Genomic DNA, 25039 nt, shown 5'->3' with positions numbered 1-25039 from the left:
TTCCCCAAACACGACCCTCACAGTTTTACCGTTCAGCTCGTTACGCTGCACGCGGCCGCCCGTTGCTGTCGTTGGCGGCAGTCCTTTTGCATCCACCAAGTTGCATTGAAATACGTTATCAGTCGTCTGCGTTGGCCCTGCTGGCCTGAGTAACCACTGACACGTTCCCGGTACCTCCAAAGTGCCTGGCCCCGGCATTCGAGACATATTGGGTTCCACCCAATCATGCACACCGACAAACGCAAAATCCCCCCCGCCATCCGCCAAGTGCTCAGCCGACTTCGCATAGACATCAAACGTCATGTAACGCAGCACTAACGGACACCCATTCACCCTCTCCGTCAGAGGCAACTCAAAGCTCACCCGATTCGCCGCCGGCTTCTCGAGAGCATCGAATATCTTGATCTCTGGCAGATCACCTGGACGCCATCGTAAAGTGCAAGTCTCACCTGTTGCGGGGACGTAAGTTGCATCGCCTCTGAGTCTGTAATTCGCCGGCAAATCGACTTCCAGGGTGAAACTGTCCGCCGGTTTCATCGCACAACCAGAAGCAGCCAACACGCCACAAACGAGCAAGCCTCGCCACACGCTCAACATAAATCCTCTAAGCATCCTGCTGCTCCCGCTCCACCCGACGCCACTCCCCAACCACCCGCTGAAAATGATCCTCCGCCACTTCCCCACGCATCGGCTGCCATCGAATAAGCACATCCCCCGTGGCTTCCACCAACCGCCGCACGACCAAAAACTCTAGCTGTTCCGGCCTCTCCCATTGCCAAGCCCGCGCTTGTTCCAGCACCTGTTCCAGCCAGACTCTCGGGTCTTGAAATTCAGCCAGTTGACTGAGCGCCTCGCTGTACTCAGCCAGCAGATAACGCAGGATATTAGCCTGCAGAATCGCGCCCGCCTGTGGGTTCGGCACCTCCAGCCACGGCGCGGTATCGGGGATCGGATACGCCCCAGGAGCCGGGTTATCGACACAGCTCCAACGCTCACCCTGCCAGTAACACACGCTGATCAGCGGCCCGAGAAAAACAGGCCAGTCCCGAGCAGGCAGGTGAACCAAGGCCCGCGTCAAGGTGCGGTTATCGTGGAAGCGGTACAGCGCCTGACTGCCCGCCGCTCCCACCACCAACCTGTCGCGCCAGTGCCGGGTAACACCCGATAAATCATCACCAGGCAGGCTGCCCAACCAGCCCCAATTACGCTGAGGGTTTTGCAACAAGCCCACCAATCCGGGCTCGTTGACATGGTCGAGCAACAGGAGCATCGGTCCATCCGCCGCCATTTCCGATGCGACGGTGTCACCATAGAGGCTGCGATACTCCGCGACCGTGCGTGTCGCCAGCAGTACCTCACGCGCATCGCTTTCACCCTGTAGAACCAGGCACAGCCGACGCCCTGCCTGCTGCTGTTCAGCCATCCACTGGCCAGGCGCGATCTCCATCAAGCCGCCCTCCCGGTGGATTCGCACAGGCCTTCACGGCAGCGCTCGCACACTGGACAGAAGTCCGCATCCAGTCTTCTGGCCAGCTCCATGACTGCGCCTTGGATAACCGAAACCTTCGGCCCATCCGCTGCAAATGCGGACGAAGCAGCCACGTCACCCGGTCCAACTGGACTGGCTGTTCGAGTCCCGGGAGGCACACCGCCCAACGTGATCGGCCGACTGCTGAAAATCCCTCCGGCCTGAATCAGCAAATGCTCACCACCGGCCTTGAAGCTCAACTGCGCACCGGCATCGATAACCAGGTTGGCACCGGCCTTCAGATGGACCTGTTGCCCCGCTTCGATCACCAGGGTCTGGCCGACATGGGTCTGGCTGTTGCCCTGCACGTGCAAGTGATCACCAGCACCAAGCCGAACCTTGCGGTCGCCGGCGATGCTGCGATGTTCCTCGTCTCCCAGGGTGGTCGTACTCAAGCCGTGGATGGTTTCCCGACGTTCGCCCACGACCTCCAGCCGACTGTCGCGGCCGACCTGCTGCTCCAGGTCGCGTTGGGCGCGCAGGTAGATGAGCTCCTGGCCGCTACGGTCCTCGAGGTGCAGCTCGTTGGCCCCCGCCCCGCCCGGCGAACTGCGGCTGCGCAGAACGCTACGGGTCTTGTGTTGCGGCAACGGATAGGCGACCGGTTGCAACGTGTTAGGCAGGCAACCGTTGATCACTGGCCGGTCCGGGTCGCCCTCCAGGAACGTCACCAAGACCTCCATGCCCACGCGCGGGATCATCACCGCGCCAAAGCTGTCGCCCGCCCAACCGGTTGCCACCCGCACCCAACAGCTGCTCTTGTCGTCGTTCTTGTCCAGGCGGTCCCAGTGAAAGCGAATTTTTACCCGACCGTGTGCGTCGCAATGCACATCCTCACCCACGGGGCCGGTGACCGTTGCGGTCTGACAGCCGCTGATACGCGGTTTGGGGTGCGCGAGCGGTGGGCGGTAAACGGCGCGCCAAGGCGTTGCGGTAAATCGATTGCGATAGCCTTGGAATGCCTCGGCATCCACCACCGCCTCTTCCAGCACCTGCGGTTGATAGCCTTCGTGGCGCACGCTGGTGATCAACCACAAGTCATTGCAGGAGAGGTCCGGATGGTCGCGCAGCTCCAGGAAATGCCCACTGCGCAAAGCCGGCTGATCACTGCGGCCCAACGCCCGATGGCGGTCCCGCTGATGACGTTCCAGGCTCCGTCGGACCAACTGCGAACCTCGCAGATGCCCCGTAAACCCCGCTGGATATTGATAGTCTTCAAGTACAGGCGAGGAACCGGCCTGCTCCTGCAGGCGCAACGACGGATGTTCGAAGTCATGGTCACGCCGGACAACCTGAGTGCTGCGCGTGGCCAGGCGCACATCAAAACGCTGGATCACCAGCGCCTCGGCAGTTGGGCCACCGGCCGCACAATAGTGCTGCGCCGGCAAACGACGAAACACCGTCTGATCATCACCAAACACCAGTACATGGCCGTCCGCACTGTGGCGAAAGTGGTAGTGAATGCCCTCTTCCTCGCACAGCCGCTGGATAAAATGCAGATCGGTTTCCGCGTATTGCACACAGAACGTACGTGGCGGGTACACCACCGGCCCCAATTCAAAGGCATAGGCATCGGCGAAAATACCGTGCTGCTCAAGCACCGCCGCGATGATCTGCGGCACGCTGCGCTGCTGGAAAATCCGCTGGTCGCAACGATGGGCCAGATACGCCAGACGCGGAGCAAGGGTCAGGTTATAGCGGGTCAGCCGCCGGCCCGGGTCTTCCCGGCCAATGGCATAGATCTGCCCGTGAAGGCCTTCACCCGGCTCACCAAAATCCAGATAGGCCGGTTGGTGAAGCAGCTTCTCCAGATCAAGGCCGGGGTTTTCACTGACCCACTGCACTTCAATGAAAAAAGGCCGATCGATACTTTCGCTGCCTTTAAACGCCAGTACCTCAAGTTCCTGTTTTATTCCTGCGACGATCAGTTTGAAGCGTGACGAAACAAGCGTGTTGAACATCCGTTGTTACCCGCCATTCATTGTCGAGCTGAAATAGCTCCTCCACAAAACGCAGAGAACACCACTCAATTCGAAGCCGATAAAAAGTGCCTGAACCCCAGGAATACTAGCGATTTCAGGCGAAATTCGGCCGCTTCAAAATAAAAAAGAAGATTCGTACATCGATATTGGAAGGGTCTTTTATCAATTACAGAAATGCAGTTAAACAGCCAGTACTCACTAACAGGAATACTCTTACGCCGCCATTCACCAAGACCGCTTATTTATGGAGAAGCGACTGACAAAGATAATTAAGCCAGCCACTCGGTTTTTCAAACTTCCTGCAGCCGCGCAGTCCCGAACAGGCTAACGCCCAGCAACTCACCCGCCTCGGCTTGCAACCGCACCGGTGCAGTACCGCCCGGCATCACCACCGCCACCTCGCCCGCCGTCACCCATCCTACAGACCACGCGGCGCACGCCACGGCACTGGCGCTGGTCCCGGAGGACGCCGTCGGCCCCTCACCACGCTCGAACACCCGCGCGATCACACGGTTACCTGAATCCCGGGCAACCCATTGCAGGTTGACCCCGGAAATACACGGTTGGCCGGCCCCGGCAGGTGGTGCAAAGGCAACCGCCCTCAGCGGATCGAACAACGCTGGCCGATGCATCTGCGCGTTGTCCGGCAACACGGACGCGTCCTGTACCAGCGTCACACAGTGAGGATTACCCACCCGTACAAACTGGCTGTGGCGCCACTCAGGATTAAGCGCAGCCAGTGGCAAAACATGGCTCACCTCGGTTCCCTCAAGCGAGACCAAGCCAATGCCAACGGCCCCTACCGCCACAGGCCCGAACTCGGGACGCCCCAACGCCAGCCAGAAGCCCTGCACCTGTTCATACTCCGCAGGCTCAACCCGTGTAACCACTGGCGACAGTGCATCCGTCTTGTCGTGATGCACCCGCAGATCGCAGCCTTGCGCCATCAATCCCTGGTCGGTCAACGACTGCGCAAAAATCGTCAGGCCATTGCCACTGCGTTCCGCCAGGGAGCCATCCGTGTTGACGATCAACAGGTCAAAGGGCGGCGCGGCCTGAAATGGCCCCACCAACAAACCGTCACAACGATGCGCCTTGGCCTCTGCCGGGCGCGGCAAAGTACCCCAACCGCACTCGGCAGCAATCGCCGCCGATGCCCAGGCACCCCGGGTGCCAGCGGCCAAGTCGGCACGGTCCGGCACGTCGATACCCTTGCTGCGTAACTGCGCCGGGCTTACCACCCCGTAGATATTCCCGCGGGCGTCGTAGAACAGGGTCATTGCGCCGTCCGCATAAAGATTCGTACCACCTCTTCCAGGTGCTTGCGCATGGCCTGTCGCGCGCCCTCCGCGTCCCGTTGTTCCAGTGCATCGAGGATCTTGCGGTGCTCGTCTTCCGAGCGATGGGGCATGTCGTCCGAGGTGTAATGCGCCTGTAACCGCTGGAACATGCTGCCGTACCGATGCCCCAGCAGGTGCGCAATCATCAGCGCATAGGCCGGGTTGCCCGAGGCCTGGGCGATACGGATGTGAAACAGGCGATCGCCCGGATGGGTGTGGGAGCCTTCGCGATTATCCTGCACGTTGCGCTCGAAGGCCTCGCGGATGCCTGCGAGCTCCTCGTCAGTTGCGTGTTTGGCGGCCAGGGCGGCGGCTTCCGGCTCAATCAAGCGCCGGGCCTGGAGCAGGGAAAACGGCGGAATCTCGGCGTTGAAATCCACATGCAGGTTGAGTTCCGGATCGAACTCTTTCCATTGGTCCCGGGTAGCCTGGGCCATTACCGGCTCCTGGCTGACTTTCGGTTGCACCGGTTCACACACCAGCACGCCGTTGCCCACCCGCACGTCCACCAGGCCGATCACCTCCAGGGCAATCATCGCTTCGCGAACGGAGGCGCGGCTTACGCCCAGCAGCTTGGCCAGCTCGCGTTCAGCCGGCAGACGGCTGCCCGGCGGAAATTCTCCGCTGTCGATCAACGCCCGCAACTGGTCGGCAATCTGTCGATAAAGACGTTGGTTATCAATCACTTGAAATGGCATCTAGGCTCAGCTCGATTCATGCACGGCACGGTCCAGGTGATCAATCCGCAAAAAAGCCGCTTGTTGACCGCCAAGACCCATGCTAAAAATTGGATCAATGGCCTGACCATTGGATCGTTCCCAGTGTGCTGATCATAGCAAACCCACCACGGTTCGCTATGCCGCAGATGCAGGCGTTTCACGCCCTCAATGGCCTGACCATTGAGCCAATAATAACAATCAAGGGAGTCTGTCATGGACCTCACCGGTAAACGCGTGCTGATCAGCGCCGCCGCCCAGGGCATTGGCCGCGCCAGCGTCGAAGCCTATCTGGCGGCCGGCGCCGAAGTGATTGCAGCCGACATCAATCAACAGGCGCTCGCTGACTTGTCGGGCGCGCAAACGGTCTTGCTCGACGTCACCGACGCCAGCGCTATTCAACGCCTTGCTGCCGAGATCGGCCCGCTCGATGTGCTGTTCAACTGCGCAGGCGTGGTGCACGCCGGCAATATTCTCGAATGCCCGGAAAGCGACTGGACATTTGCCCTGGACCTGAACGTCACCGCCATGTACCGCATGATCCGCGCATTTCTGCCGGGGATGCTGGCGGCGGGCGGCGGTTCGATCATCAATATGTCGTCGGTGGCCTCCAGCCTCAAGGGCGTGCCCAACCGCTTTGCCTACTGCGCCAGCAAGGCCGCCGTCATCGGCCTGACCAAATCCGTAGCGGCAGATTTTGTCACCCAACGCATTCGCTGCAACGCCATTTGCCCCGGCACCGTAGAGTCGCCTTCGCTGCAGCAACGCATCATCGAACAAGCCAGCCGTGAAGGCCGCCAGCAGGATGAGGTATACGCCGCCTTTACCGCCCGCCAGCCGATGGGACGCCTGGGTACGCCCCAGGAAATTGCCCAGTTGGCGCTATACCTTGGCTCCGATGCCAGCGCCTTTACCACCGGCACCACCCAGGTCATTGACGGCGGCTGGAGCAACTGACCGCCCACTTCCAATAAGAGGATTGCTCATGAAACTGCTGCGCTATGGTGAAAAAGGTCAGGAACGTCCGGCCCTGCTGGACGCTGATGGACGTCTGCGTGATTTGTCCGCTCACATCAGCGATGTCGCCGGTGACGCCTTGCTCCCGCAAAACCTCGCTCGCCTGCAAGAACTCGACCCCGCGAGCCTGCCCTTGGTACCGGGCAATCCGCGTTTGGGTGCCTGTGTCGGCCAAGTAGGAAAATTCATCTGTATCGGCCTGAACTACGCCGATCACGCCGCCGAAACCGGCGCCCCCATCCCTGACGAACCGATCATCTTCAACAAATGGACCAGCGCCATCGTCGGCCCCAACGACAATATCGAAATCCCCCGCCACTCCACCAAGACCGACTGGGAAGTCGAGCTGGGGGTGGTGATCGGCCAGGGCGGTCGTTACATCGACGAACGCCAGGCCATGCAGCACGTGGCCGGCTACTGCGTAATCAACGACGTCTCCGAACGCGAATTCCAGCTGGAACGCGGCGGCACCTGGGACAAGGGCAAAGGCTGCGACACCTTCGGCCCGCTGGGCCCGTGGCTGGTCAGCCGGGATGAAATCGACGACCCGCACCAACTGTCGATCTGGCTGGAAGTCGACGGCCACCGCTACCAGAACGGCAACACCCGCACGATGATTTTCCAGATTCCCAAACTGATCAGCTACCTCAGCCAGTTCATGAGCCTGCAACCGGGGGATGTGATTTCCACCGGCACCCCGCCCGGTGTCGGCCTGGGGATCAAGCCCACGCCGGTCTACCTCAAGCCAGGGCAAAAGATTCGCCTGGGCATCGAAGGCCTTGGGGAACAGAACCAGACCACGGTCGACGCCTGACAAGAACCAAGGAGCCGTTCATGACCACCATTACCGCGATTCGCGTCGAAGATATCCGCTTTCCTACGTCCAAGTCCCTGGACGGTTCCGATGCCATGAACCCGGACCCGGACTACTCGGCCGCCTATGTGATTTTGCAGACCGACAACCCGGCCCTTGAAGGCCATGGCCTGACCTTCACTATCGGCCGTGGCAACGAGATTTGCTGCGCGGCGATCCAGGCCATGCAGCCGCTGCTGGTGGGCTTGACCCTGGAATGGATCGCCGAAGACATGGGCCGTTTCTGGCGGCATGTCACCAGCGACAGCCAGTTGCGCTGGATCGGCCCGGACAAGGGTGCCATCCACCTGGCCACCGGCGCGATCGTCAACGCCGCGTGGGATTTGTGGGCCAAGGCCGAAGGCAAACCCCTATGGCGCCTGGTGGCCGACATGAGTCCGGAACAGCTGGTGCGGTGCATCGACTTCCGCTACATCACCGACTGCATCACCTCCAGCGAAGCCCTGGCCTTGCTGCGCCAACGCGCCGAAGGCAAGGCTGAACGCATGGCCGACCTGCAAGCCAATGGCTACCCCTGCTACACCACCTCGGCCGGCTGGCTCGGTTATGGCGACGAAAAGCTGCGCAGGCTGTGCCAGGAAGCGGTGGATGCCGGGTTCAACCACGTCAAGCTCAAGGTCGGCCACGACTTGCAGGACGACCTGCGCCGCGTGCGCATCGCCCGCGAAGTGCTGGGGCCGGACCGCCAACTGATGATCGACGCTAACCAGGTGTGGGAAGTCGACACCGCCATCGATTGGGTGCGCGAGTTGGCGTTTGCCAAGCCGTGGTTTATCGAGGAGCCCACCAGCCCCGACGATATCGAAGGCCATCGCAAGATTCGCCTGGGTGTGGCGCCGGTCAAGGTCGCCACCGGTGAGATGTGCCAGAACCGGATCATGTTCAAACAGTTGATCATGCGCGAAGCCATCGACGTGGTTCAGATTGACGCCTGCCGCCTGGGTGGGGTGAACGAGGTGCTGGCAGTGATGCTGATGGCGGCCAAATATGGCCTGCCGGTTTGCCCGCACGCTGGCGGCGTTGGGCTTTGCGAGTACGTGCAGCATTTGTCGATGATCGATTACTTGTGCATCGCCGGCACTCACGAAGGCCGGGTGATCGAGTATGTCGACCACTTGCACGAGCATTTCGAGGAACCTTGCGTGGTGCGCGGCGCGGCCTATCTGCCGCCCAAGGCGCCAGGGTTCTCGATCCAGATGAAAGCCGCGTCCCGGGAGCAATACCGCCACCGGCCGTGACCTGAAGCACACATTTGAATGGACGGAGCACAATAATAATGTCGTCCCCATCACCTTTGAGGCTCGATGCGCACCAGCATTTCTGGCGCTACCGGGCCGCTGATTATCCGTGGATCGGTGCGGCTGAGGCTGACCTGCGGCGGGACTTTCTCCCACAGGATTTGCGGCCGTTGCTCGACGCTGCCGGCCTGGATGGCTGCATTGCCGTGCAGGCCCGCGCCGGCGAGCAGGAAACCGACGCGCTGCTGGAAATGGCGCGGCAGCACCCGTGGATATTCGGCGTCGTCGGCTGGGTCGACCTGTGCGACCCAACCCTGGAATATCACCTGGAACAGTGGCGCGACGCTCCGAGACTCAAGGGCTTTCGGCATCAGATTCAGGACGAACCCACGCCTGCCGGTTTCATGGCTGACCCGGGATTCTCCCGTGGCCTGCAGCACCTGCAACAACAAGGCTACGTCTATGAGGTGCTGATCCGCTGCGCCGACCTCGACGCCGCCACCGCCCTGTGCCAGCGCCACGATCAGCATCACCTGGTACTGGATCACCTCGGCAAACCCGACATCGCCAACGGCCCGGCCGCTTGGGCCGAACACCTGGCGCCCCTGGCCGCCCTGCCCCACGTCAGCTGCAAGCTGTCGGGCCTGCTCACCGAAGCCGGGCCCGACCAGCGCAACGCGCGTGCATTGCGCCCTTACATCGAACTGGCACTGGAACTGTTCGGCGCCGAGCGCTTGATGTTCGGCTCGGACTGGCCGGTGTGCCTGCTGGCTGGCGAATACCAGAGCACCTGCCAATTGCTGCAACAGACCCTCGGCCAGCTGTCGCCCAATGAACAGCAGGCCATCTGGGGCGGCACCGCCCAGCGGGTCTATCACCTTGAAGGAAACTGCCCATGAATCTGCATTTGCAGGACCGCGTAATCATCGTCACCGGCGGTGGCTCGGGGATTGGCGCTGCCATCTCCCTGGGGCTGATTGCCGAAGGCGCGATCCCGGTGATTTTCGGTCATCAACCGTTGTCGCCGGCCTTCGCGGCTGAGCTTGAACAGCAAGGCCAAAGCCACTTTATCCGCGTCGAGTTGCGCGATGAAGACGCCTGCAGCGCGGCCGTCAACGAGGTGTTGCAACGCTTCGGGCGCGTCGACGGCCTGGTGAACAATGCCGGGGTCAACGACGGTGTGGGGCTGGACGCCGGGCGTGCCGCCTTCGTCGAGTCCCTGGAAAAGAACCTGATTCACTACTACTTGATGACCCATTTGTGCCTCGACGCCCTCAAGGCCAGTCGCGGGGCGATCGTGAATATCAGCTCCAAGACGGCCCTCACCGGCCAGGGAGGCACCAGCGGTTATACCGCCGCCAAAGGTGCGCAGCTGTCGCTGACCCGGGAATGGGCAGCGTCCTTGCTGGAGTTCGGCATCCGGGTCAATGCGGTGGTGCCTGCCGAGGTGCTGACACCGTTGTACCAACGCTGGATCGATGGCTTCGATAACCCCGAAGCCAAGCTCGCCGCCATCGTCGAAAAAATCCCCTTGGGCAAACGGATGACCACCCCCGAGGAAATTGCCGACAGCGTGTTGTTCCTGCTCTCACCTCGCGCCTCCCACACCACCGGGCAATGGTTGGTAGTGGATGGTGGCTACACCCATCTGGACCGGGCGCTGACATGAGCGGCCAACGTTACTGCCTGGCCCTGGACCTGGTCGACGATGCGGCATTGATCGCCGAGTACCAACAGTTGCATCAACGCATCTGGCCCGCCGTGGCCGAACATCTGCGCAGCCAGCACATCGTGGAAATGCAGATCTGGCGCCTGGGCACGCGGCTGTTCATGGTCATGGACACTGCGGCCGGGTTCAGCTTCGACGGGTTGGACCACGCCGCACGCGCCAACCCTGAAGTGCAAGCCTGGGAAACCCTGATGTGGCGTTTTCAGGTGCCCACGCCATGGACTGATCCTGGCGGCAAATGGCAGCCGCTGACGCAGATTTTCAGCCTCACCAATCAACCGTAGTACCCGCTGCATCGCACGCCTTGATCCCATAAAAACAACAGGAGAAGCGTCATGTTAAGCAAAGACACACACCTGCCTGGCACCCGCGCGGTGCCGACCTATCGCTGGGCGCTGATGCTGGTGACCAGCCTGTTCTTCCTCTGGGGCTTGTCCTACGGTTTGCTGGACGTCCTGAACAAGCATTTCCAGGAAGTCCTGCACGTCAGCAAGGCCCAGTCCGGGCTGTTGCAAGGTGCATATTTCGGCGCGTATTTCCTGATCGCCCTGCCGGCGGGGCTGCTGATGGACCGCCACGGCTACAAGGCCGGAATCCTGTTGGGCTTGTGCCTGTATGCGGCGGGCGCGTTGCTGTTCATGCCGGCGGCAGCGGCAGCGAGTTTTCCGTTCTTCCTGTTCGCGCTCTTCGTCATCGCCTGCGGCCTGGGCTGCCTGGAGACCGCTGCCAACCCGTATGCCACGGTGCTGGGCGAACCCCAGGGCGCCGAACGGCGGTTGAACCTGGCGCAATCCTTCAATGGCCTTGGTCAGTTCTTCGGGCCGCTGATTGGTGGCGCGATGTTTTTCAGCGCCGGCAGTACGCCGGCGTCGGACATGAGTTCGTTGCAAACCACCTATGTAGTGATCGCCGTTCTGGTGTTGCTGGTGGCGCTGTTGATCGCCCGCACGCCGCTGCCGGATCTGCGCGCCCAGGAGCAAGCACTGCAACCGGTAGCCGGCAAGGGGCCGTGGCAATATCCGGAATTCGTCGGTGGGGTGATCACGCAGTTTTTCTATGTGGCGGCCCAGGTCGGAGTCGGTGCATTTTTCATCAACTACGTCACCGAGCACTGGGCACACATGGGCAGTCAGCAAGCGGCTTATCTGCTGTCGATCGCGATGCTGGCCTTCATGTTCGGGCGCTTTTTCAGCACCTGGTTGATGGGACGGGTCAGCGCGCAGAAGCTGCTGCTGATGTATGCGCTGATCAATATCGCCTTGTGTGCGCTGGTAGTGATTGGCCTCGAAGGCCTCTCGGTGATCGCGCTGATTGCGGTGTTCTTCTTCATGTCGATCATGTTCCCGACGCTGTTTGCCATGGGCGTTAAAAACCTCGGGCCGCATACCAAGCGCGGCAGTTCGTTCATGATCATGGCGATTGTCGGCGGTGCGCTGATGCCCTACTTGATGGGCAAGGTGGCGGATAACAGCACGGTGGCGCTGGCTTATTTGTTGCCTATGGGCTGTTTCATGATTGTGGCGGTGTATGCCCGTAGTCGGTTGCGCCATCCATGAAGTAGCGCCCCGGCGTCGTTCCGAACGTGCGCCGGAACATGGCAATAAAGGCACTGACGTTTTCATAACCCAGATCCAGCGCAACCCGAGTGACCGGTGCATGCGCCGCCAGCAACTCCAACGCGCGCAACAATCGCGCGCGCTGGCGCCATTGGCTGAAGGTGAACCCGGTCTCGGCGACAAACCGCCGGGCCAGTGTGCGGGCAGAGACTCCGGCCCACTGCGCCCATTGTTCCAGCAGGCGGTTGTCGTCGGGGTTATCAGCCAGCGCCTGGGCGATGCGCAGCAAGCGCGGGTCCTGGGGCAGCGGCAAGCCAAACGGTTCCTGGGGCAAACCGGCGATTTCATCAAGGATCACCTGGGCAATCCGGGCCTGTGTCGGCTCGAGCAGCGTCTGGCTCCAGGTTGCCGCGCGTCTGACAGCCTCCAGTAACAAGGCCGACGTGGCGATGACACACGTCTGTTGCGGCAGACCGGTACATGCTTGAGGGTCGACATACACACTCCAGCCATCAAACGGCCCGTGGGAACGCAAGGCGTGGGAGCAACCGGGGGCAATCCACACCGCGTGGGTGGCCGGCACCACCCAATGCTGGTGCGCCGCCTGCACCGAGAGCAACCCGCGCTGGGCCCCGAGCAATTGCCCCCGGGCATGCTGATGGGGCGCGGTGCTGCGCTCGACGGGGCTGCTGCGCACCGTTGCCACCAGCAAGGGACCGCCGACTGCATTGGCAAGTTGAGGTGAAACGAGGGTGGGCGACATATGGCAGCTTTACCGCATTGAATGACCCGGATAAGGCAGTGTAGCCATATGTGCGCGCCTAGACTGCGGATTCATTCATTGAGGACTCCGTCATGCGTGCAGAAGACTTGCTTCCCGATCATCTCGACCAAGGTCAGTTCAATGGCGTGACAGTGCGTAAGGGCACGGTGGGGGCATTCCTTGTCAACGCCAGAACCTGGTGCGATCCGGCCACCCTGGGTGAACAGCGATTACTGGCCGAACAGGACATACTGCAAGCCCTGCCCGCCCTGAAAGCCCTGGGTTTGTTTGAGGTGTTACAGGTGCGGGATCCCGAATTGGCCCGGCTGCTGAAGTGAGAGGATCGGCCTGGAAGGTGGTAATCCACCGCAAGAATCCCGGGGTTCGCCAGTTCTCGCGGGGATTACACACCTTCCAGACCACCTCGCACATCAGACGATTACTCGTCCTACAGGCTGATAGTGGTTGGAAAGGCCGAACGCGTTCCATGATCCAGAAAAAATTGTTGCCCTGTGTTCAGGCACACCAAGGGAACCCGGCTCGCTCGATACGGCCTGATGTGCAAGGATGTTGCGCTGCACATCGTTCGTTGAACGCAAAACCAAGGATTTGTCATGACCGCCATCAGCACCCCAGCGCCCGTGGTACCCGGGCGGCTGGAACAAATGTCCACCCGCATCGCGTTTTTTATCGCCGGTTTCGGCATCGCCGCCTGGGCACCGCTGGTGCCTTATGCCAAGGCCCGCGCCCAACTCAACGAGGGCACCCTGGGCCTGTTGCTGCTGTGCCTCGGCGTGGGGTCGATGATCGCAATGCCGGTCGCGGGGGCGCTGGCCTCACGCTACGGCATCCGGCGAGTGGCCACCGGCGGGACCCTTCTGATTTGCCTGGGCCTGCCGATGCTGGCAACGGTCACTTCGATTCCGCTGTTGGTGGCCGCGCTGTTCGTGTTTGGCGCCGGCCTCGGCACGGTGGACTCCACGGTCAACCTGCAAGCGGTGATGGTCGAACGGGCCAGCGGCAAGACCATGATGTCGGGCTTTCACGGGCTGTTCAGCCTGGGCGGGATTGTCGGCGCGGCAGGGGTCAGCGGGTTGCTGGGGCTGGGCTTGTCGCCATTGCAGGCCACCCTCGCCGTGATCGTGGTCATCGCGGTGGCCTTGCTCAAGGCCGGGCCGCACTTGCTGCCTTACGGCAGTGAAAGCTCCGGACCGGCCTTTGCCATACCCCACGGCGTGGTGCTGTTTATTGGCTGCCTGTGCTGCATCGTGTTTCTTGCCGAAGGCGCCGTGCTGGACTGGAGCGCGGTATTCCTGAGCGCCGAGCGCGGCCTTGACGAAGCCTATGCAGGCCTCGGTTACGCAGCCTTTGCCTTGACGATGACCGTCGGACGCCTTACCGGCGACAGGATTGTTCGCCACCTTGGGGCAACCCGAGTGATTGTATTCGGCGGCGCCCTCGCCGCCGCCGGCATGCTGCTGGCGACACTCTTCCCGGCGTGGGAAACCGCTCTGCTGGGGTATGCATTGGTCGGTGCCGGGTGTTCGAACATCGTGCCGGTGTTGTACACCGCCGTCGGCAAACAGACCGTCATGCCGGAACACATTGCCGTGCCCGCCATCACCACCCTGGGTTACACCGGCATTCTCGCCGGCCCAGCGGTGATTGGCTTTATCGCCCATGGCAGCAGCCTGAGCACGGCCTTTGTGCTGATTGCCGTGCTGCTGATCGGTGTGGCGATCAGTGGGAAAATATTGCGGGTTTGACGGGTAGCCCCATAACGCCTCATTCGTAGAGGCGTTACCCGGGCTATCGGGTTTTATTGTGCTCGAGCCAACGATCAAGGGTTTTGTTACTGAGCCAACCCTCCTGGTGATGGCCGCCAAAAATACGCCGACCCGTGCCGCGGGCGTTTTCCAGGGACCGCAATAGCCCGGGGCGATCCACAATATTCTTCGCCATATACACCTGCTGCTCATCATATTTTTTTCGCGCCAGCCCCGTGGTGGGGTCCAGGACGGGTTCACCCTGGCTGTCGAGTTCGTCCGGGTCCTTGCTCATGGCCACCAGCAACTCGATGTTGACGTAGCCGATGTATTCGAAGAAGCCCTTACGGTCCCGGGACCTGTCACGCAACTCGGTAAACATCGCCTTGAATACCTGGACTAGCTCGGCGTTGCTCTTGGCGTGGAAAGGGTCCGGGCTGAAGGCACTGGGATCGCTGTTGCCGAACACCACACTTTCAGCCTTTGAAAGACTTTCCCGGGTGATGTAGCCGTCCTGATCGGTAATCGCATCGATCAGTCGCGGGCGCTGGACCAGTGCCCTGGCCAGCAAAATCGCACTGTCGAACTTCTGGTTATCGCCGATTTTTTTGCCGGCGATTCGTTGCAGCGAAGACAGCGTCAATCCGTCACTTTTCATGGAGTTCTTTCAGCATGGGAAAACTGACGTTCAGCGCTTTCACCAACTCGCTGTCTGGCAACTGAAGGTTGGGATTCGGTGACCCGGCGCGCGGGGCAACACCGTTTTGAAGCGTACGATGATGCGGCACCACCTCATAGGGCCTGGCCGACCGCAAAGGTGGCCTGTAACCGGAAGACCGAACAGCCGTAGCGCCAGGTTGATGATGGGCTTGCCGGCCAGCATCACCAGGTTCGATTGAAGCCACCTGAGCGGTACGCCCCCCCTCACCCGCCGTCACATCAAGTGGGCCTGTACCACCGGGCTGCAGGTAGCCTGATCCGCGATCAATTCTCATGATTCATCTCCACCAATTTTAGATCCACGCTTGCCTGGACATCACCCCGGTAACGACCGTATCGCTCGTGCGATTAACAAGCCAAAGGTGTGTGGTGCCCTGCAGACAATGGTTCCGCCGTAGCAAAGCGTTCCAATGACAACATGTAAAAAGCGAAAATCAGTTGGCTTTCCGGGAGGCCGGTTTCGTCTCCTGCCAAAGGCCTTTGATCGTGTCGACCACCGACCCCATCGCTGCGCAAAACTGGCGTAACGCAGAATTGTCAGCGGCAGGCAACTGACCATCGGGCAGCATACCCTTGATAAAGTCGTCGGCAGCCGGAGCCTGAAACTTGTGCTGCCCGGTGAAGTTCTTCACTCGCCGGGCCTCGGCACCCTGCTCGCGATTTATACCCTGCGGCAAAACATCACGACCCGCCGGCGGATTGGAGGCTGCCGGGGGTCCGGGATTGCGTGACCCAAACGACGTTGACGTCATGTCTAAGCCCTGCTGAGAAAGTGAGCGCAGCGGATTGTTCAAGACAGGTCATCACGCCACGAAGCAGTCGCAGCGCGATCAGGCCGTGCCGGGTTTAGCGAGACAACCAGCGCAACGCGTCCTTGTGGATCCTGCCGTCGTGGGGATGCTTGCCCGTGTTATCCATTTGTTGGAGCAAATGGGAACGCTGGGTGATTTCCCTCGCCAGTTGAATAAGTGCGTCCGTCTGCGGGCGACCGGTCAGGGGCTTCGCAGCACGTCGACGCAACCCGTCGATTTCTATCGCAGGGTTCCAAAAGCCACTTTTCAAATCGCCAAACCGTTCAAGCATGGCTTGGGCAAGTTGCTTGTCGTCGTGGTATTTGAAAGGGTTTGTCGAGTTGATGATCATGGTAATTTTCAACCTGTCGATCAACCCATCCAGATGCCCCGTGGAACTGTGACGATCGAGGGCATCTGCCAGTCCCGGCCGTTTCAGAATTTCTCTGGCGGCGCGGATGTTATGGTCGGTAGCAGGGTGACCGGTCAATGGTCTGCCCGCCATGCTTTCCAGGTTTTTCGTTGTGACGTATTGCGCTCCCCGTCCGCCAAAACTATCGAAATTGTCCAGAAGATGCTTGGCCAACTCTTCGTTAGTCTTACCTGCATACAGCGGATCCGGCCTGCCGGAGACCGGGCCGCAATACCCCGGATTCGGCTTCGGCGGTTTGCCGATACATGGCCGGCACGGCTCCGGATCCGGCATCGGTGGCTTGCCGATACCGGGTCGGCATGCACCTGGATCCGGTTTTGGCGGTTTGCCGATACCGGGTCGGCACGGCTCCGGGTCCGGCATCGGTGGCTTGCCGATACCTGGCCGGCATGCACCTGGATCCGGTTTTGGCGGTTTGCCGATACCGGGTCGGCACGGCTCCGGGTCCGGCATTGGTGGCTTGCCGATACCTGGTCGGCACGCGCCTGGGTTCGGCTTTGGTGGTTTAACGATACCTGGGCGGCACGGCTCCGGGTCCGGCGTCGGTGGCCTGCCGATACCTGGCCGGCACCCGCCTGGGTTCGGCTTTGGCGGTTTAACGAAACAGGGACGGCACGGGGGCGCAGTGTGGTTATGAATTGAGGCAGTGGTCTGATTGGGCACGGATACCGACATAGGTATCTCCTGTTCGGCTGGTTTTCAGGGAGCGCCTTATCCCCCAGAGCACCACGACGGAATGATCGTCCAGGCACTGAGTGAAAAGTGGGCAAACCTGTGTGGCCGAACGGTCGGAATCAGTTCCGGTGAAAGCGAGGAAAGGTCGCAGCCCGTGCCGACACTGCCGGAACAGGCTGCGACCGCTGAATCAACGGCAGGTCAAAATCCGACGCTGGCCTGCACAAAGAACGTGCGCGGCTGGCCCAGGTAGATCCCGGAGTTGTTGTCGCTGGAGCGGGTGTAGTGCTCCTGGTTGAAGACGTTTTTAACCCCCACGCCCAGCTTCAGGTTCGACAGCTGCGCGCCGAAGTCATAGCCGCTGCGCACGTTCACCGAGACGTAGCCGGGAATGTCCCCGTACTGGCCATCGGCGGTCGGCTGAGTGATGTAAGTCGTGCCGGTGCCCGGCGCACGCTGGCCGGACTGGGCGTAGACGTCCAGGTTGTGGGTCCAGTGGTTGATGTCGTAACGCAGCCCCAGGGTGGCCACTTCACGAGAGTACAGCGGTAAGTCGCGACCCTTGAAGGCAACGTCGCCTTCGGAGGTGGCCTTGGTGTAGGTGAAGCCGGCGTTGGCGGTCAGGCCGTCCAGGCGCGGGTCCAGGTTCGACAGGTCGTAATGGGCCGACGCTTCGATGCCTTCGTGCTGGGTGGCACCGAGGTTGGTCCAGCCCACATCGTTGCTGACGTATTGCAGCTCGTCCGAGAAGTCGATGTAGAACAACGTCACTTCACCGCCCCAGACGTTGTCGTTGTAGCGGGTACCGATCTCGTAGGTCTTGGCTTTTTCCGGGTTCAGGCCGTTCGCGGTCTGGTCGCCGTTACCGCCCTGGCCCAGCTGGAAGTACTGCAGGCTGCCGAAGGACGTTTCGTAGTTGGCGAACAGTTTCCAGGCATCGGAGACGTGGTACATCACGCTCAGGGCCGGCAGCGGTTCGTTGTTGTGAATCTCGCGACGCTTCTCCTGGACCGTGGTGCCATTCAGGGCGACTACCGGACGGTCGTGCCATTCGGTACGGATCTGCTCAAAGCGGATGCCCGGGGTAACGGTCCATTTGCCGATATCAATCTTGTTATCGATGTAGAACGAGTTGGCCTCGGTGCCGCCGGTACGGTCCTGATACACGTGGCCGTCATTCTGGCCCACCGGCGTCGGCACGTTATTGACCAGCGCCAGGCTGGTGGCCTGTTCGTGCATGCCTTCCTTGAGGTAGCGATAACCGACGCTGACTTCCTGGGTACTCGGCCCCAGGTCAAACACGTGGGACACCCGCGGCTCGATGCCGAAGGTGTAGTAGGTGCGCGGATAGGAACCCAGGGTTTTCAGGTCGCGGTTGGCGATGTTGCTGCCGCGGAAACTGTCGGAGTAATACGTCAGCACTTCAGCCTGGGTACGGTCGTCGATCTGGCGGATGTACTTGAAGGACATGTCCTTGCGCCGACCGCTGAAGTTATCCCAGTCACGCACCGACTGATACGGGTTGGCGTCGTACTGCTTCTGAGTCAGGCCGCCGGGCATGTCGGCGCTGGCGTCGTAGTAGTGGAAATTCAGCGAGAAATCATCTTGATCGGTCGGCGCCCAGTGCGTCTTGAAGATCACGTCGTCGATGTCGTTGGCATTGTTGCGGTCGCGGTAACCATCGCCCTTGGTCCCGGAATACAGCAACGCAGCGCCGATACCGTTGTCGGCGGTGCCACCGATGAAAGCGTTTTCAATATGCTTCCAGCCGCCGTGGGCCGCCGTTTCCAGGGTGGTGCCGACTTCACCGGAGAATTTTTCCGGGATGGCGCGGGTCACGAAGTTGATTACGCCACCAACGTTCTGTGGCCCATAACGCACGGAGCCCGCGCCGCGTACCACGTCGATGCTGTCGAGGTTACCCGAGGAAATCGGCGCCATCGACAACTGCGGTTGACCATAGGGGGCAAAGGCTGCCGGTACGCCGTCGATCAATACCGTGGAGCGTGGCGACAGGCGTGAGGTCAGGCCGCGCACGCCGACGTTGAGGGAAATATCACTGCCGCCGGTGCCGTTGGCCTCTTGCACCTGCACCCCGGGAATGCGCCGCAGCACATCGCCGACGCTCATCGCGCCCTGCTCCACCATGGCCTCACGACGGACCACGGTGCGCGCGCCGGGGTGGTTCTGCACCACTTCGGCATTCGCATCGCCCAGCCAGTCGCCCACGACCTTGATGTCGGTGGCACCCAGCTCCAGCGGCGAACCGGCTTCGCCGGTGCCTTTGCCCAGCGGGCGCAAGGTCACGGAGCCAGCGTCGATCTGGTAATCCAGGCCGCTGCCTTGCAGTAATTGGCGCAGGGCTTGTTCTGGCGACAGCTTGCCGTCGACGGCCGGGGCTTGTTTGCCGGCCACCATGTCGGGGCTGAAGAACACTTGCAGCGACGTCTGCTGACCCAGCTGGCTCAATGCCGAACCCAGGGACTGGGCCTGGATATGAATCGTGTCGTCAGCATAGGCGGCCGGCAGTGCGGCGCTGACGGCCAGCGCCAGGGCGAGGGGTGCCCAACGGGACGATTTATTGTTTTTCACGGCGAGTTTTTTCACGTCGAACGGAGTCCTGTGATCGCAAGAGAGTGCGGCTGTTAATGCAAACCAGTTGCAGTTGCACAAGAAGACGAAGAACTCGGAAAAAACCTGAATCTATCGTGAAATTATTTCCTGGCTACCGTCCGGCAAGGTGCGCACGGCCACCGGAAGAATGTGCGGCAAGGCCTTGAGCAAAGCGTCGGTGTCGGTGGATTTGAACACGCTGGTCAAGCGCAGGTTGCTCACCGCAGGCGCACTGACCCGCAACGGTTGCTCGCGGTAACGTGAAACTTCCCGGGCCACTTCGCCAAGGGTGGCGTTGTTGAACACCAGCTTGCCGGTGCGCCAGGCCGTCAGTTCTTCGGGGTTGACGGCGTAGGCAGCCGCCACCTGGCCTTGGGTATCCACATGGGTGCCCCGGCCGGCCGTAAGCATCACGACGGCATCGGATTGGCGTCCTTGTACCTTGACCGTACCGGCCTCGACCACCACACGGGTCTGGTCGTCATCGCGGCGCACGTCAAAACGCGTACCGGTGACCGTCACCTGCCCTGCCCCGGCCGACACCACAAAGGGCCGGCTGGTGTCATGCTCGACACTGAACATCGCCTCGCCCTGCTTGAGTTCGATGCCGCGCTGACCTTTTACGTAGTGCACCGCCACCACACTGCGGCTGTTCAAATCCATCAGCGAACCGTCGGGCAGCGCCACCTGCCGACGCTCCCCCAGCGCGGTGCTGAATTCGGCGTTGTACGGCGCCGGATGATCCAGGCCACTGAACAACCCAAGGCCCAGGGCCACCGCCAGCACACTCGCCGCCACTGCATAACGCAGCACGGGCCGGCGCTTCGCACGCGGTTCCGGGGAATCGCACAGCGCTTGCAAGCGCGCCTTTGGCACCAGGTCAGTGGCACTCCACAAGCCTTGCAGCACATCGAACTCGTACTGGTGTTCGGCATGCTCAGCACGCCAGGCATCAAAACGCTCGCGTTCTTCGACGCTCAACGGGCCGTCCTGCACACGTACAAACCATTGCGCTGCTTCATCGCGGGCCGTCGCACTGCCGCAGGCACACTCACGGGTATCCATCATGGAAGGTCCTGTTTCAAAGCGGGCATTGGTCATGGGGCCATCGCGTCCAGGCGGTCACGTAGATGCCGCAGGGTGCGGATCATATACTTTTCCACCATGTTTTTAGACAGGCCCAGGCGCTCGGCGATTTCCTGCTGGGTCAGGCCTTCGATCTTTTGCCAGATGAAAATCTTGCGGCAATTAAGCGGCAGCTCGGCCAAGGCTCGCTCGATGGAGTCCGCCAACTGGATCGCGTGCATGAAATGCTCCGGGTCGCCACTGTGGGGCGAGCGCTGATCAAAGGCCTCCAGCGTCAGCGCCTCCCGACGGTCTTCGCGACGATAGGCGTCAACTGCGATATTGCGCGCCGTTTGATGCAGATAGGCGCGAGGTTGCTCAACTGCGCTGGATTTGGACTCAAGCACCCGCACAAAGGTGTCGTGGGCCAGGTCCTCGGCCTGCTGACGGTTTCTCAGGCGGCGCGTCCAGGTCCCGATCAACTCTTCGTAGTGCTCGAAAAAGCCTGTTCTGCGGGGCGGCTGAGGAGTCATCAGGGTGCACTGGGGAGGCGGGGCGTGAATAGTAATGCTTCCTATTAAGTGGAGCAATTGCTTCCCGTCGTCCTCTTTCTCTGTAGTCATTCAAAAAAGATGAGACTTCTTTCAAATAAATGATCCAAAAGTTCTCCTAACTGATTGATTTTCTGTAAAGCGTGCGCAGAGGAAACGTGATGGCGACAGTCCATCTCTCATTTGAAACGTCTGTCCGAAAGCCTTAAAACCACTGGATACCAGCCGATCCTGGACCTAACCTCAGATACGAAGCATCAAGCTTTCGAGGTGACGTCAATGGGCAAAAGTGAAGAGATGACATTCTGGGGCGAGTTTCGCAAAGGCGCTCGCGGAAGCTGGGGTTTGTACTGGCGCCCCCTTACTTGGACATTCAAAAAAGCACAGTTCTACGTCAATAAAGTCTATAAAAAACAACACGAATAACTTAACGATGCGTATGTGGATTCCACACTGTGGAGTCCACATACAAACACCAAAAAATAATTAGCCATGAAGAGTCATGTAACAAATAAATGAAGCGTAAACAAAAAATTACGCCCACAAAAACCAAAGAAAGTTATTGTCATACATGTTTTCGTTATCATAAGATCCCCACATGTTGGCGCGCCCACTGTAGTCGTATCAAAAATGCTCCTGCCGCAACGCGTCTACAGATACTCAAACCTTTCGGTGTGAACCCGAATCTTACCGCTATCTTTGAACGCTACAGACACGTGCAAGGTACGAACCGATGCATCTAGAATTATCAGTACGTGTTATGAATGCTATTTGATAGAAATTAAAAACAGCGACGAACAACAAAACCGCTCGTCACAAAAACGAACAAATTCAAAAATGAGCCTTAGACTCATAGTTTGGATTTTTGAGGAAAGGAGATTTGAAAATGTAAAACGCGGCCAACCTTGAGGGGTTAAGACCGCGGCAAAGAAAGAAAAACGGTTACGCGTGTGGTGCTCGTAATTTCTTCCTTTTTTTGCCATCTGTCAACCCCCTCCCATACCTTCGATTTCAGCGAGGCTACTCGACGGGAAAGTGTTGCCTGTCGAAAGTTCCCGCATCAATTCGCTTGCCGAGCGTTACGCATTCGCTTGCTTGTGAGGGAGTTACAGATGCCTGTACGTAAAGTAGTAACCCGAAGATCTAACCACTCAAGGGGATATCACCCATCTCGTAAGAACGGGTGCCCTGTTGCCTGGGAGTCACAGCTGGAAGCCAGCTTCCTTAGACTCCTAGAGCTATCACCATTAGTCCTCACTTATGAAGTACAGCCGTCGCTTGAAATATTCATCATGGATGGCCTCAGAACAAAATACATACCTGACGTGCGCGTAAACTTTGTGGACGGGACCATAGGATGGTTTGAAGTCAAACCATCGATACGGCTTCTAAATCATAAAGTTAAACTCAAAATTGACGCATTAAACACGCACTTTGAAAGTACAAACCGCAGGTTTCATATCGCTACCGAGAAGCTGATTCTTGCGACCCCAATGGCAGATACTCTTTTAACATTGATGTACCACCGGCGTGGACCGGATGTAACAGGGTCATACCATGAAGAGCTTAAATACAAGTTCAGACACCATCCGCCAGCGTCATTAAACGACCTAATACAAACGTTTGGGCCGCAAGAGGCTTGGCGGCTTCTCGGATTAGGCTATATCGGGATAAATCTACAAAACCCAATTTGCGCAACTACAGAGGTCTATTTGACCGGAGGTCATCGCCATGAAAACATTTTCTCTTAAGCCTTCGTTAATCGTGCGCTACGAAGACCGGCCAATGCGCTTTATGGGAAAAAGCATCAACCACAGCTTAATATTTAAAGACGAGTACGGGGAGCCCACAAATTTCTCAACAAGAGAATTTTACAAACTTTATGAAGCACGTGAAATCACAATCGACACGGATCAAGCCCACTTAGGCAAGATTCCCTATGTACGTAACGTTGCACCAGACCTTACGTGCTTTCCGACAAAACATTCCGAGGAGGCACTGCGCCGTAAACGCTACATTGATGCCATCACATCTGAGACAAGCACTCTTCCGAATAGAAAAAACTTAAACAAACAGCTTACCGCACTTGCTAAAGAATTTAACGATAAGAAAGGTCCACCCTCGGCAATTACCGTAAGACGTTGGTACCTTAGATTCCTAAACAACAGCATCATCAAACTGGTCCCTTTGCACACCAAGAAAGGAAGGTCCACTGTCTTTACTCCAGAGCTGGAAGAACTGCTCTTGGATGTTTTGAACTGTATCTATTTTGTGCCAGAAAGAATCCCTGTCACTCAGGTGTATGAAGAGCTAGCACGTCGAATTCGTGACCAAAACTCTAGGAGTTTGCCATCTGCGCACCTAAAGTTGCCCTCAGAATCCTCTGTGCGACGCTACATCAAAAAACTAGACCCTTACGATGTTGAGCTGAATAAAAACGGCAGGCATGTCGCAGATAAAAGATTCCCGAAGTCTGTTGGGCAACTATTCGTAAGCAACATTCTTGACCGATGGGAAATTGACCACACAGTACTCGACGTAACCCTCGTGGACCCCGACACGGGCCTGGTGATTGGCCGCCCTTATCTTACTATCGTAATAGATCGTTATAGCAGAATGATCATGGCTTACTGGATACACTTTTCTGCCCCTAATACTGAAAGCGTGCTGTGCGTAATCGAAAAAGCCATTACTCCTAAAGCTGCGTGGCTGGCGAGGTATCCTAAAGTCAAAAATTATTGGCCTGCACATGGCCTCCCCCTACGTATTGTCCCTGACAACGCCGCCGAATTTCATGCTGATAATTTGATCACTGCGTTTACTGAAATGGGCATAGAGATTATGTTTCCTCGTTCTCGTGGGCCTCAAATGAAAGGGGCCGTCGAGCGCTTTTTTCGGACCCTGAATATGGGGCTTATTCACACCCTACCTGGTACAACCTTCTCAAATGTAAAGGACCGCGCAGATTACCGGTCAGAGAAACACGCTTGTTTGACACTAAGTACGCTGGAGTCTGCGCTCATTAAATGGATAGTCGATATCTACCACCAAATGCCCCACAAAGGCCTTGCCTCAAGAACCCCTATGGACGTATGGAAATCCATGGAGCGGACACGTGTCATTCAGATGCCGGCTGATCTTGACTCCCTGGAGACAACATTATCCCCTAGAAAAGTCGTCACTCTCCAACCATATGGCATTCAGTTAAATAATATTATCTATCACTGCGAAGACCTAGCGGCTCTGCGCATCAAACTAGGTGAAGAAAAAAAAGTACAAATTAGATACCGTGACGAACTCGGTCACATTTGGGTGCACGATCAGTTTCGAAATATATTTTTTGAGGTTCCCGCTAAGGACAGGCGTTTTATTGGAATGAGTCGTGACATTTACAACAGCGCAAAAAAAATTGCCAAGGCCGAGAATCTAAACGTGATCAACCATGAGGCAATTCAACAAGCTTATCACCATATCCGTGGAGAAATTAAAGAAGCCCGACACTCCAATAAACTGCGAGTCAGACGCGAGGCGGCCAAAAGGAAAATGGCTCTAGATGAACGCTCAACCGAGCAACAATTGGTAGCACTGCCATCGCCGTTTGAAGCGCCCTTACTTGAAGTCCAAAGCTTCAATTCACCGTCGCTATTTCCGGTTCAAATCATTTCATCACAGGATGACTGAC

At 58.9% G+C, this 25039-nt stretch carries 21 protein-coding genes; 10 read left to right on the top strand and 11 right to left on the bottom strand.

Annotated elements, in window-relative coordinates; translation table 11 throughout:
• Positions 1–604 precede the first annotated feature (604 nt).
• The 4 genes from ACUN0G_RS24730 to ACUN0G_RS24715 all read right to left on the bottom strand — a co-directional run bounded on the left by ACUN0G_RS24730 (position 605) and on the right by ACUN0G_RS24715 (position 5548).
• Complete coding sequence (locus ACUN0G_RS24730; protein WP_445574542.1) at positions 605–1447, bottom strand: DUF4123 domain-containing protein; 843 nt, start codon at positions 1445–1447, stop codon at positions 605–607.
• Positions 1447–3489, bottom strand: coding sequence for a type VI secretion system tip protein TssI/VgrG (tssI, locus tag ACUN0G_RS24725; protein ID WP_445574541.1), 2043 nt, complete (start codon positions 3487–3489; stop codon positions 1447–1449). The genes ACUN0G_RS24730 and tssI overlap by 1 nt, the downstream gene beginning before the upstream one ends.
• 311 nt (positions 3490–3800) lie before the next feature.
• Positions 3801–4790, bottom strand: a complete 990-nt coding sequence (locus tag ACUN0G_RS24720; protein WP_445574540.1) for a diaminopimelate epimerase — start codon at positions 4788–4790, stop codon at positions 3801–3803.
• Entirely contained in the window at positions 4787–5548 is a 762-nt protein-coding gene (locus ACUN0G_RS24715; protein WP_017476170.1) for a FadR/GntR family transcriptional regulator, read from the bottom strand. Before ACUN0G_RS24715 ends, ACUN0G_RS24720 begins: the two co-directional genes overlap by 4 nt.
• A gap of 234 nt (positions 5549–5782) precedes the next feature.
• Between ACUN0G_RS24715 and ACUN0G_RS24710 the strand changes: the two genes are divergently transcribed.
• Genes ACUN0G_RS24710 through fucP form a run of 7 tightly spaced genes read left to right on the top strand, consistent with a single transcriptional unit; the run spans position 5783 to position 11980 of the window.
• Positions 5783–6523 (top strand): SDR family oxidoreductase, encoded by a 741-nt coding sequence (locus tag ACUN0G_RS24710; protein WP_445574539.1) that lies wholly within the window; start codon positions 5783–5785, stop codon positions 6521–6523.
• Between the two features lie 28 nt (positions 6524–6551).
• Positions 6552–7397: an ureidoglycolate lyase gene (locus tag ACUN0G_RS24705; RefSeq protein ID WP_445574538.1), complete on the top strand. Its 846-nt coding sequence runs from the start codon at positions 6552–6554 to the stop codon at positions 7395–7397.
• A 20-nt stretch (positions 7398–7417) separates the two neighbouring features.
• A complete protein-coding gene (locus ACUN0G_RS24700; protein WP_445574537.1) occupies positions 7418–8695 on the top strand; it encodes an L-fuconate dehydratase in 1278 nt (425 codons plus the stop codon).
• A 38-nt stretch (positions 8696–8733) separates the two neighbouring features.
• Entirely contained in the window at positions 8734–9594 is an 861-nt protein-coding gene (locus ACUN0G_RS24695) for an amidohydrolase family protein (protein WP_445574536.1), read from the top strand.
• A complete protein-coding gene (locus ACUN0G_RS24690) occupies positions 9591–10364 on the top strand; it encodes an SDR family oxidoreductase (RefSeq protein ID WP_445574535.1) in 774 nt (257 codons plus the stop codon). The genes ACUN0G_RS24695 and ACUN0G_RS24690 overlap by 4 nt, the downstream gene beginning before the upstream one ends.
• The gene (locus tag ACUN0G_RS24685; protein WP_445574534.1) at positions 10361–10708 is read left to right on the top strand and encodes an L-rhamnose mutarotase; all 348 of its coding nucleotides are present in this window, start codon (positions 10361–10363) and stop codon (positions 10706–10708) included. The genes ACUN0G_RS24690 and ACUN0G_RS24685 overlap by 4 nt, the downstream gene beginning before the upstream one ends.
• 51 nt (positions 10709–10759) lie before the next feature.
• Positions 10760–11980, top strand: a complete 1221-nt coding sequence (gene fucP / locus ACUN0G_RS24680; protein ID WP_445574533.1) for an L-fucose:H+ symporter permease — start codon at positions 10760–10762, stop codon at positions 11978–11980.
• Here the strand turns inward: fucP and ACUN0G_RS24675 are convergent.
• Complete coding sequence (locus ACUN0G_RS24675) at positions 11934–12743, bottom strand: AraC family transcriptional regulator (protein WP_445574532.1); 810 nt, start codon at positions 12741–12743, stop codon at positions 11934–11936. The two genes, fucP and ACUN0G_RS24675, sit on opposite strands and share 47 nt — an antisense overlap.
• Positions 12744–12835: 92 nt before the next feature.
• On the opposite strand from ACUN0G_RS24675, the gene ACUN0G_RS24670 reads away from it, so the two are divergent.
• Both ACUN0G_RS24670 and ACUN0G_RS24665 read left to right on the top strand, forming a co-directional pair.
• Positions 12836–13081 (top strand): hypothetical protein, encoded by a 246-nt coding sequence (locus ACUN0G_RS24670; protein WP_445574531.1) that lies wholly within the window; start codon positions 12836–12838, stop codon positions 13079–13081.
• A gap of 276 nt (positions 13082–13357) precedes the next feature.
• Entirely contained in the window at positions 13358–14509 is a 1152-nt protein-coding gene (locus ACUN0G_RS24665) for an MFS transporter (RefSeq protein WP_258346763.1), read from the top strand.
• Positions 14510–14552: 43 nt separating this feature from the next.
• On the opposite strand, the gene ACUN0G_RS24660 is transcribed toward ACUN0G_RS24665, so the two are convergent.
• From ACUN0G_RS24660 to ACUN0G_RS24635, 6 genes are all read right to left on the bottom strand, one after another.
• Positions 14553–15167 carry a type III secretion effector protein gene (locus tag ACUN0G_RS24660; protein ID WP_445574530.1) on the bottom strand — a complete coding sequence of 205 codons (615 nt, stop codon included), beginning with the start codon at positions 15165–15167 and terminating at the stop codon, positions 14553–14555.
• A 496-nt stretch (positions 15168–15663) separates the two neighbouring features.
• Entirely contained in the window at positions 15664–16023 is a 360-nt protein-coding gene (locus ACUN0G_RS24655) for a hypothetical protein (protein ID WP_445574529.1), read from the bottom strand.
• Positions 16024–16075: 52 nt separating this feature from the next.
• A complete protein-coding gene (locus ACUN0G_RS24650) occupies positions 16076–16726 on the bottom strand; it encodes a hypothetical protein (protein WP_445574528.1) in 651 nt (216 codons plus the stop codon).
• Between the two features lie 603 nt (positions 16727–17329).
• On the bottom strand, positions 17330–19735 hold the full coding sequence (locus ACUN0G_RS24645; protein WP_445574527.1) for a TonB-dependent siderophore receptor: 2406 nt from the start codon (positions 19733–19735) through the stop codon (positions 17330–17332).
• 96 nt (positions 19736–19831) lie between these two features.
• A complete protein-coding gene (locus ACUN0G_RS24640; RefSeq protein WP_445575592.1) occupies positions 19832–20806 on the bottom strand; it encodes a FecR family protein in 975 nt (324 codons plus the stop codon).
• A 32-nt stretch (positions 20807–20838) separates the two neighbouring features.
• Positions 20839–21339 (bottom strand): sigma-70 family RNA polymerase sigma factor, encoded by a 501-nt coding sequence (locus ACUN0G_RS24635; RefSeq protein ID WP_258346768.1) that lies wholly within the window; start codon positions 21337–21339, stop codon positions 20839–20841.
• Between the two features lie 1749 nt (positions 21340–23088).
• Between ACUN0G_RS24635 and ACUN0G_RS24630 the strand changes: the two genes are divergently transcribed.
• Entirely contained in the window at positions 23089–25038 is a 1950-nt protein-coding gene (locus ACUN0G_RS24630; RefSeq protein ID WP_445574526.1) for a Mu transposase C-terminal domain-containing protein, read from the top strand.
• Position 25039: the final 1 nt, after the last annotated feature.

Source organism: Pseudomonas sp. 32A, from assembly GCF_052682255.1.
The sequence above is the reverse complement of the archived record's forward strand: the minus strand, read 5'-3'. Positions and strand labels throughout refer to the sequence as shown.

Coding starts and splice junctions, on each gene's coding strand:
- ACUN0G_RS24650 (WP_445574528.1), bottom strand. CDS start 16,726: ATGCCGGATCCGGAGCCGTGCCGGCCATGTATCGGCAAACCGCCGAAG.
- ACUN0G_RS24665 (WP_258346763.1), top strand. CDS start 13,358: ATGACCGCCATCAGCACCCCAGCGCCCGTGGTACCCGGGCGGCTGGAA.
- tssI (WP_445574541.1), bottom strand. CDS start 3,489: ATGTTCAACACGCTTGTTTCGTCACGCTTCAAACTGATCGTCGCAGGA.
- ACUN0G_RS24715 (WP_017476170.1), bottom strand. CDS start 5,548: ATGCCATTTCAAGTGATTGATAACCAACGTCTTTATCGACAGATTGCC.
- ACUN0G_RS24660 (WP_445574530.1), bottom strand. CDS start 15,167: ATGAAAAGTGACGGATTGACGCTGTCTTCGCTGCAACGAATCGCCGGC.
- ACUN0G_RS24630 (WP_445574526.1), top strand. CDS start 23,089: ATGAAAACATTTTCTCTTAAGCCTTCGTTAATCGTGCGCTACGAAGAC.
- ACUN0G_RS24670 (WP_445574531.1), top strand. CDS start 12,836: ATGCGTGCAGAAGACTTGCTTCCCGATCATCTCGACCAAGGTCAGTTC.
- ACUN0G_RS24705 (WP_445574538.1), top strand. CDS start 6,552: ATGAAACTGCTGCGCTATGGTGAAAAAGGTCAGGAACGTCCGGCCCTG.
- ACUN0G_RS24720 (WP_445574540.1), bottom strand. CDS start 4,790: ATGACCCTGTTCTACGACGCCCGCGGGAATATCTACGGGGTGGTAAGC.
- ACUN0G_RS24675 (WP_445574532.1), bottom strand. CDS start 12,743: ATGTCGCCCACCCTCGTTTCACCTCAACTTGCCAATGCAGTCGGCGGT.
- ACUN0G_RS24640 (WP_445575592.1), bottom strand. CDS start 20,806: ATGGATACCCGTGAGTGTGCCTGCGGCAGTGCGACGGCCCGCGATGAA.
- ACUN0G_RS24730 (WP_445574542.1), bottom strand. CDS start 1,447: ATGGAGATCGCGCCTGGCCAGTGGATGGCTGAACAGCAGCAGGCAGGG.
- ACUN0G_RS24700 (WP_445574537.1), top strand. CDS start 7,418: ATGACCACCATTACCGCGATTCGCGTCGAAGATATCCGCTTTCCTACG.
- ACUN0G_RS24635 (WP_258346768.1), bottom strand. CDS start 21,339: ATGACTCCTCAGCCGCCCCGCAGAACAGGCTTTTTCGAGCACTACGAA.
- ACUN0G_RS24710 (WP_445574539.1), top strand. CDS start 5,783: ATGGACCTCACCGGTAAACGCGTGCTGATCAGCGCCGCCGCCCAGGGC.
- ACUN0G_RS24690 (WP_445574535.1), top strand. CDS start 9,591: ATGAATCTGCATTTGCAGGACCGCGTAATCATCGTCACCGGCGGTGGC.
- fucP (WP_445574533.1), top strand. CDS start 10,760: ATGTTAAGCAAAGACACACACCTGCCTGGCACCCGCGCGGTGCCGACC.
- ACUN0G_RS24685 (WP_445574534.1), top strand. CDS start 10,361: ATGAGCGGCCAACGTTACTGCCTGGCCCTGGACCTGGTCGACGATGCG.
- ACUN0G_RS24695 (WP_445574536.1), top strand. CDS start 8,734: ATGTCGTCCCCATCACCTTTGAGGCTCGATGCGCACCAGCATTTCTGG.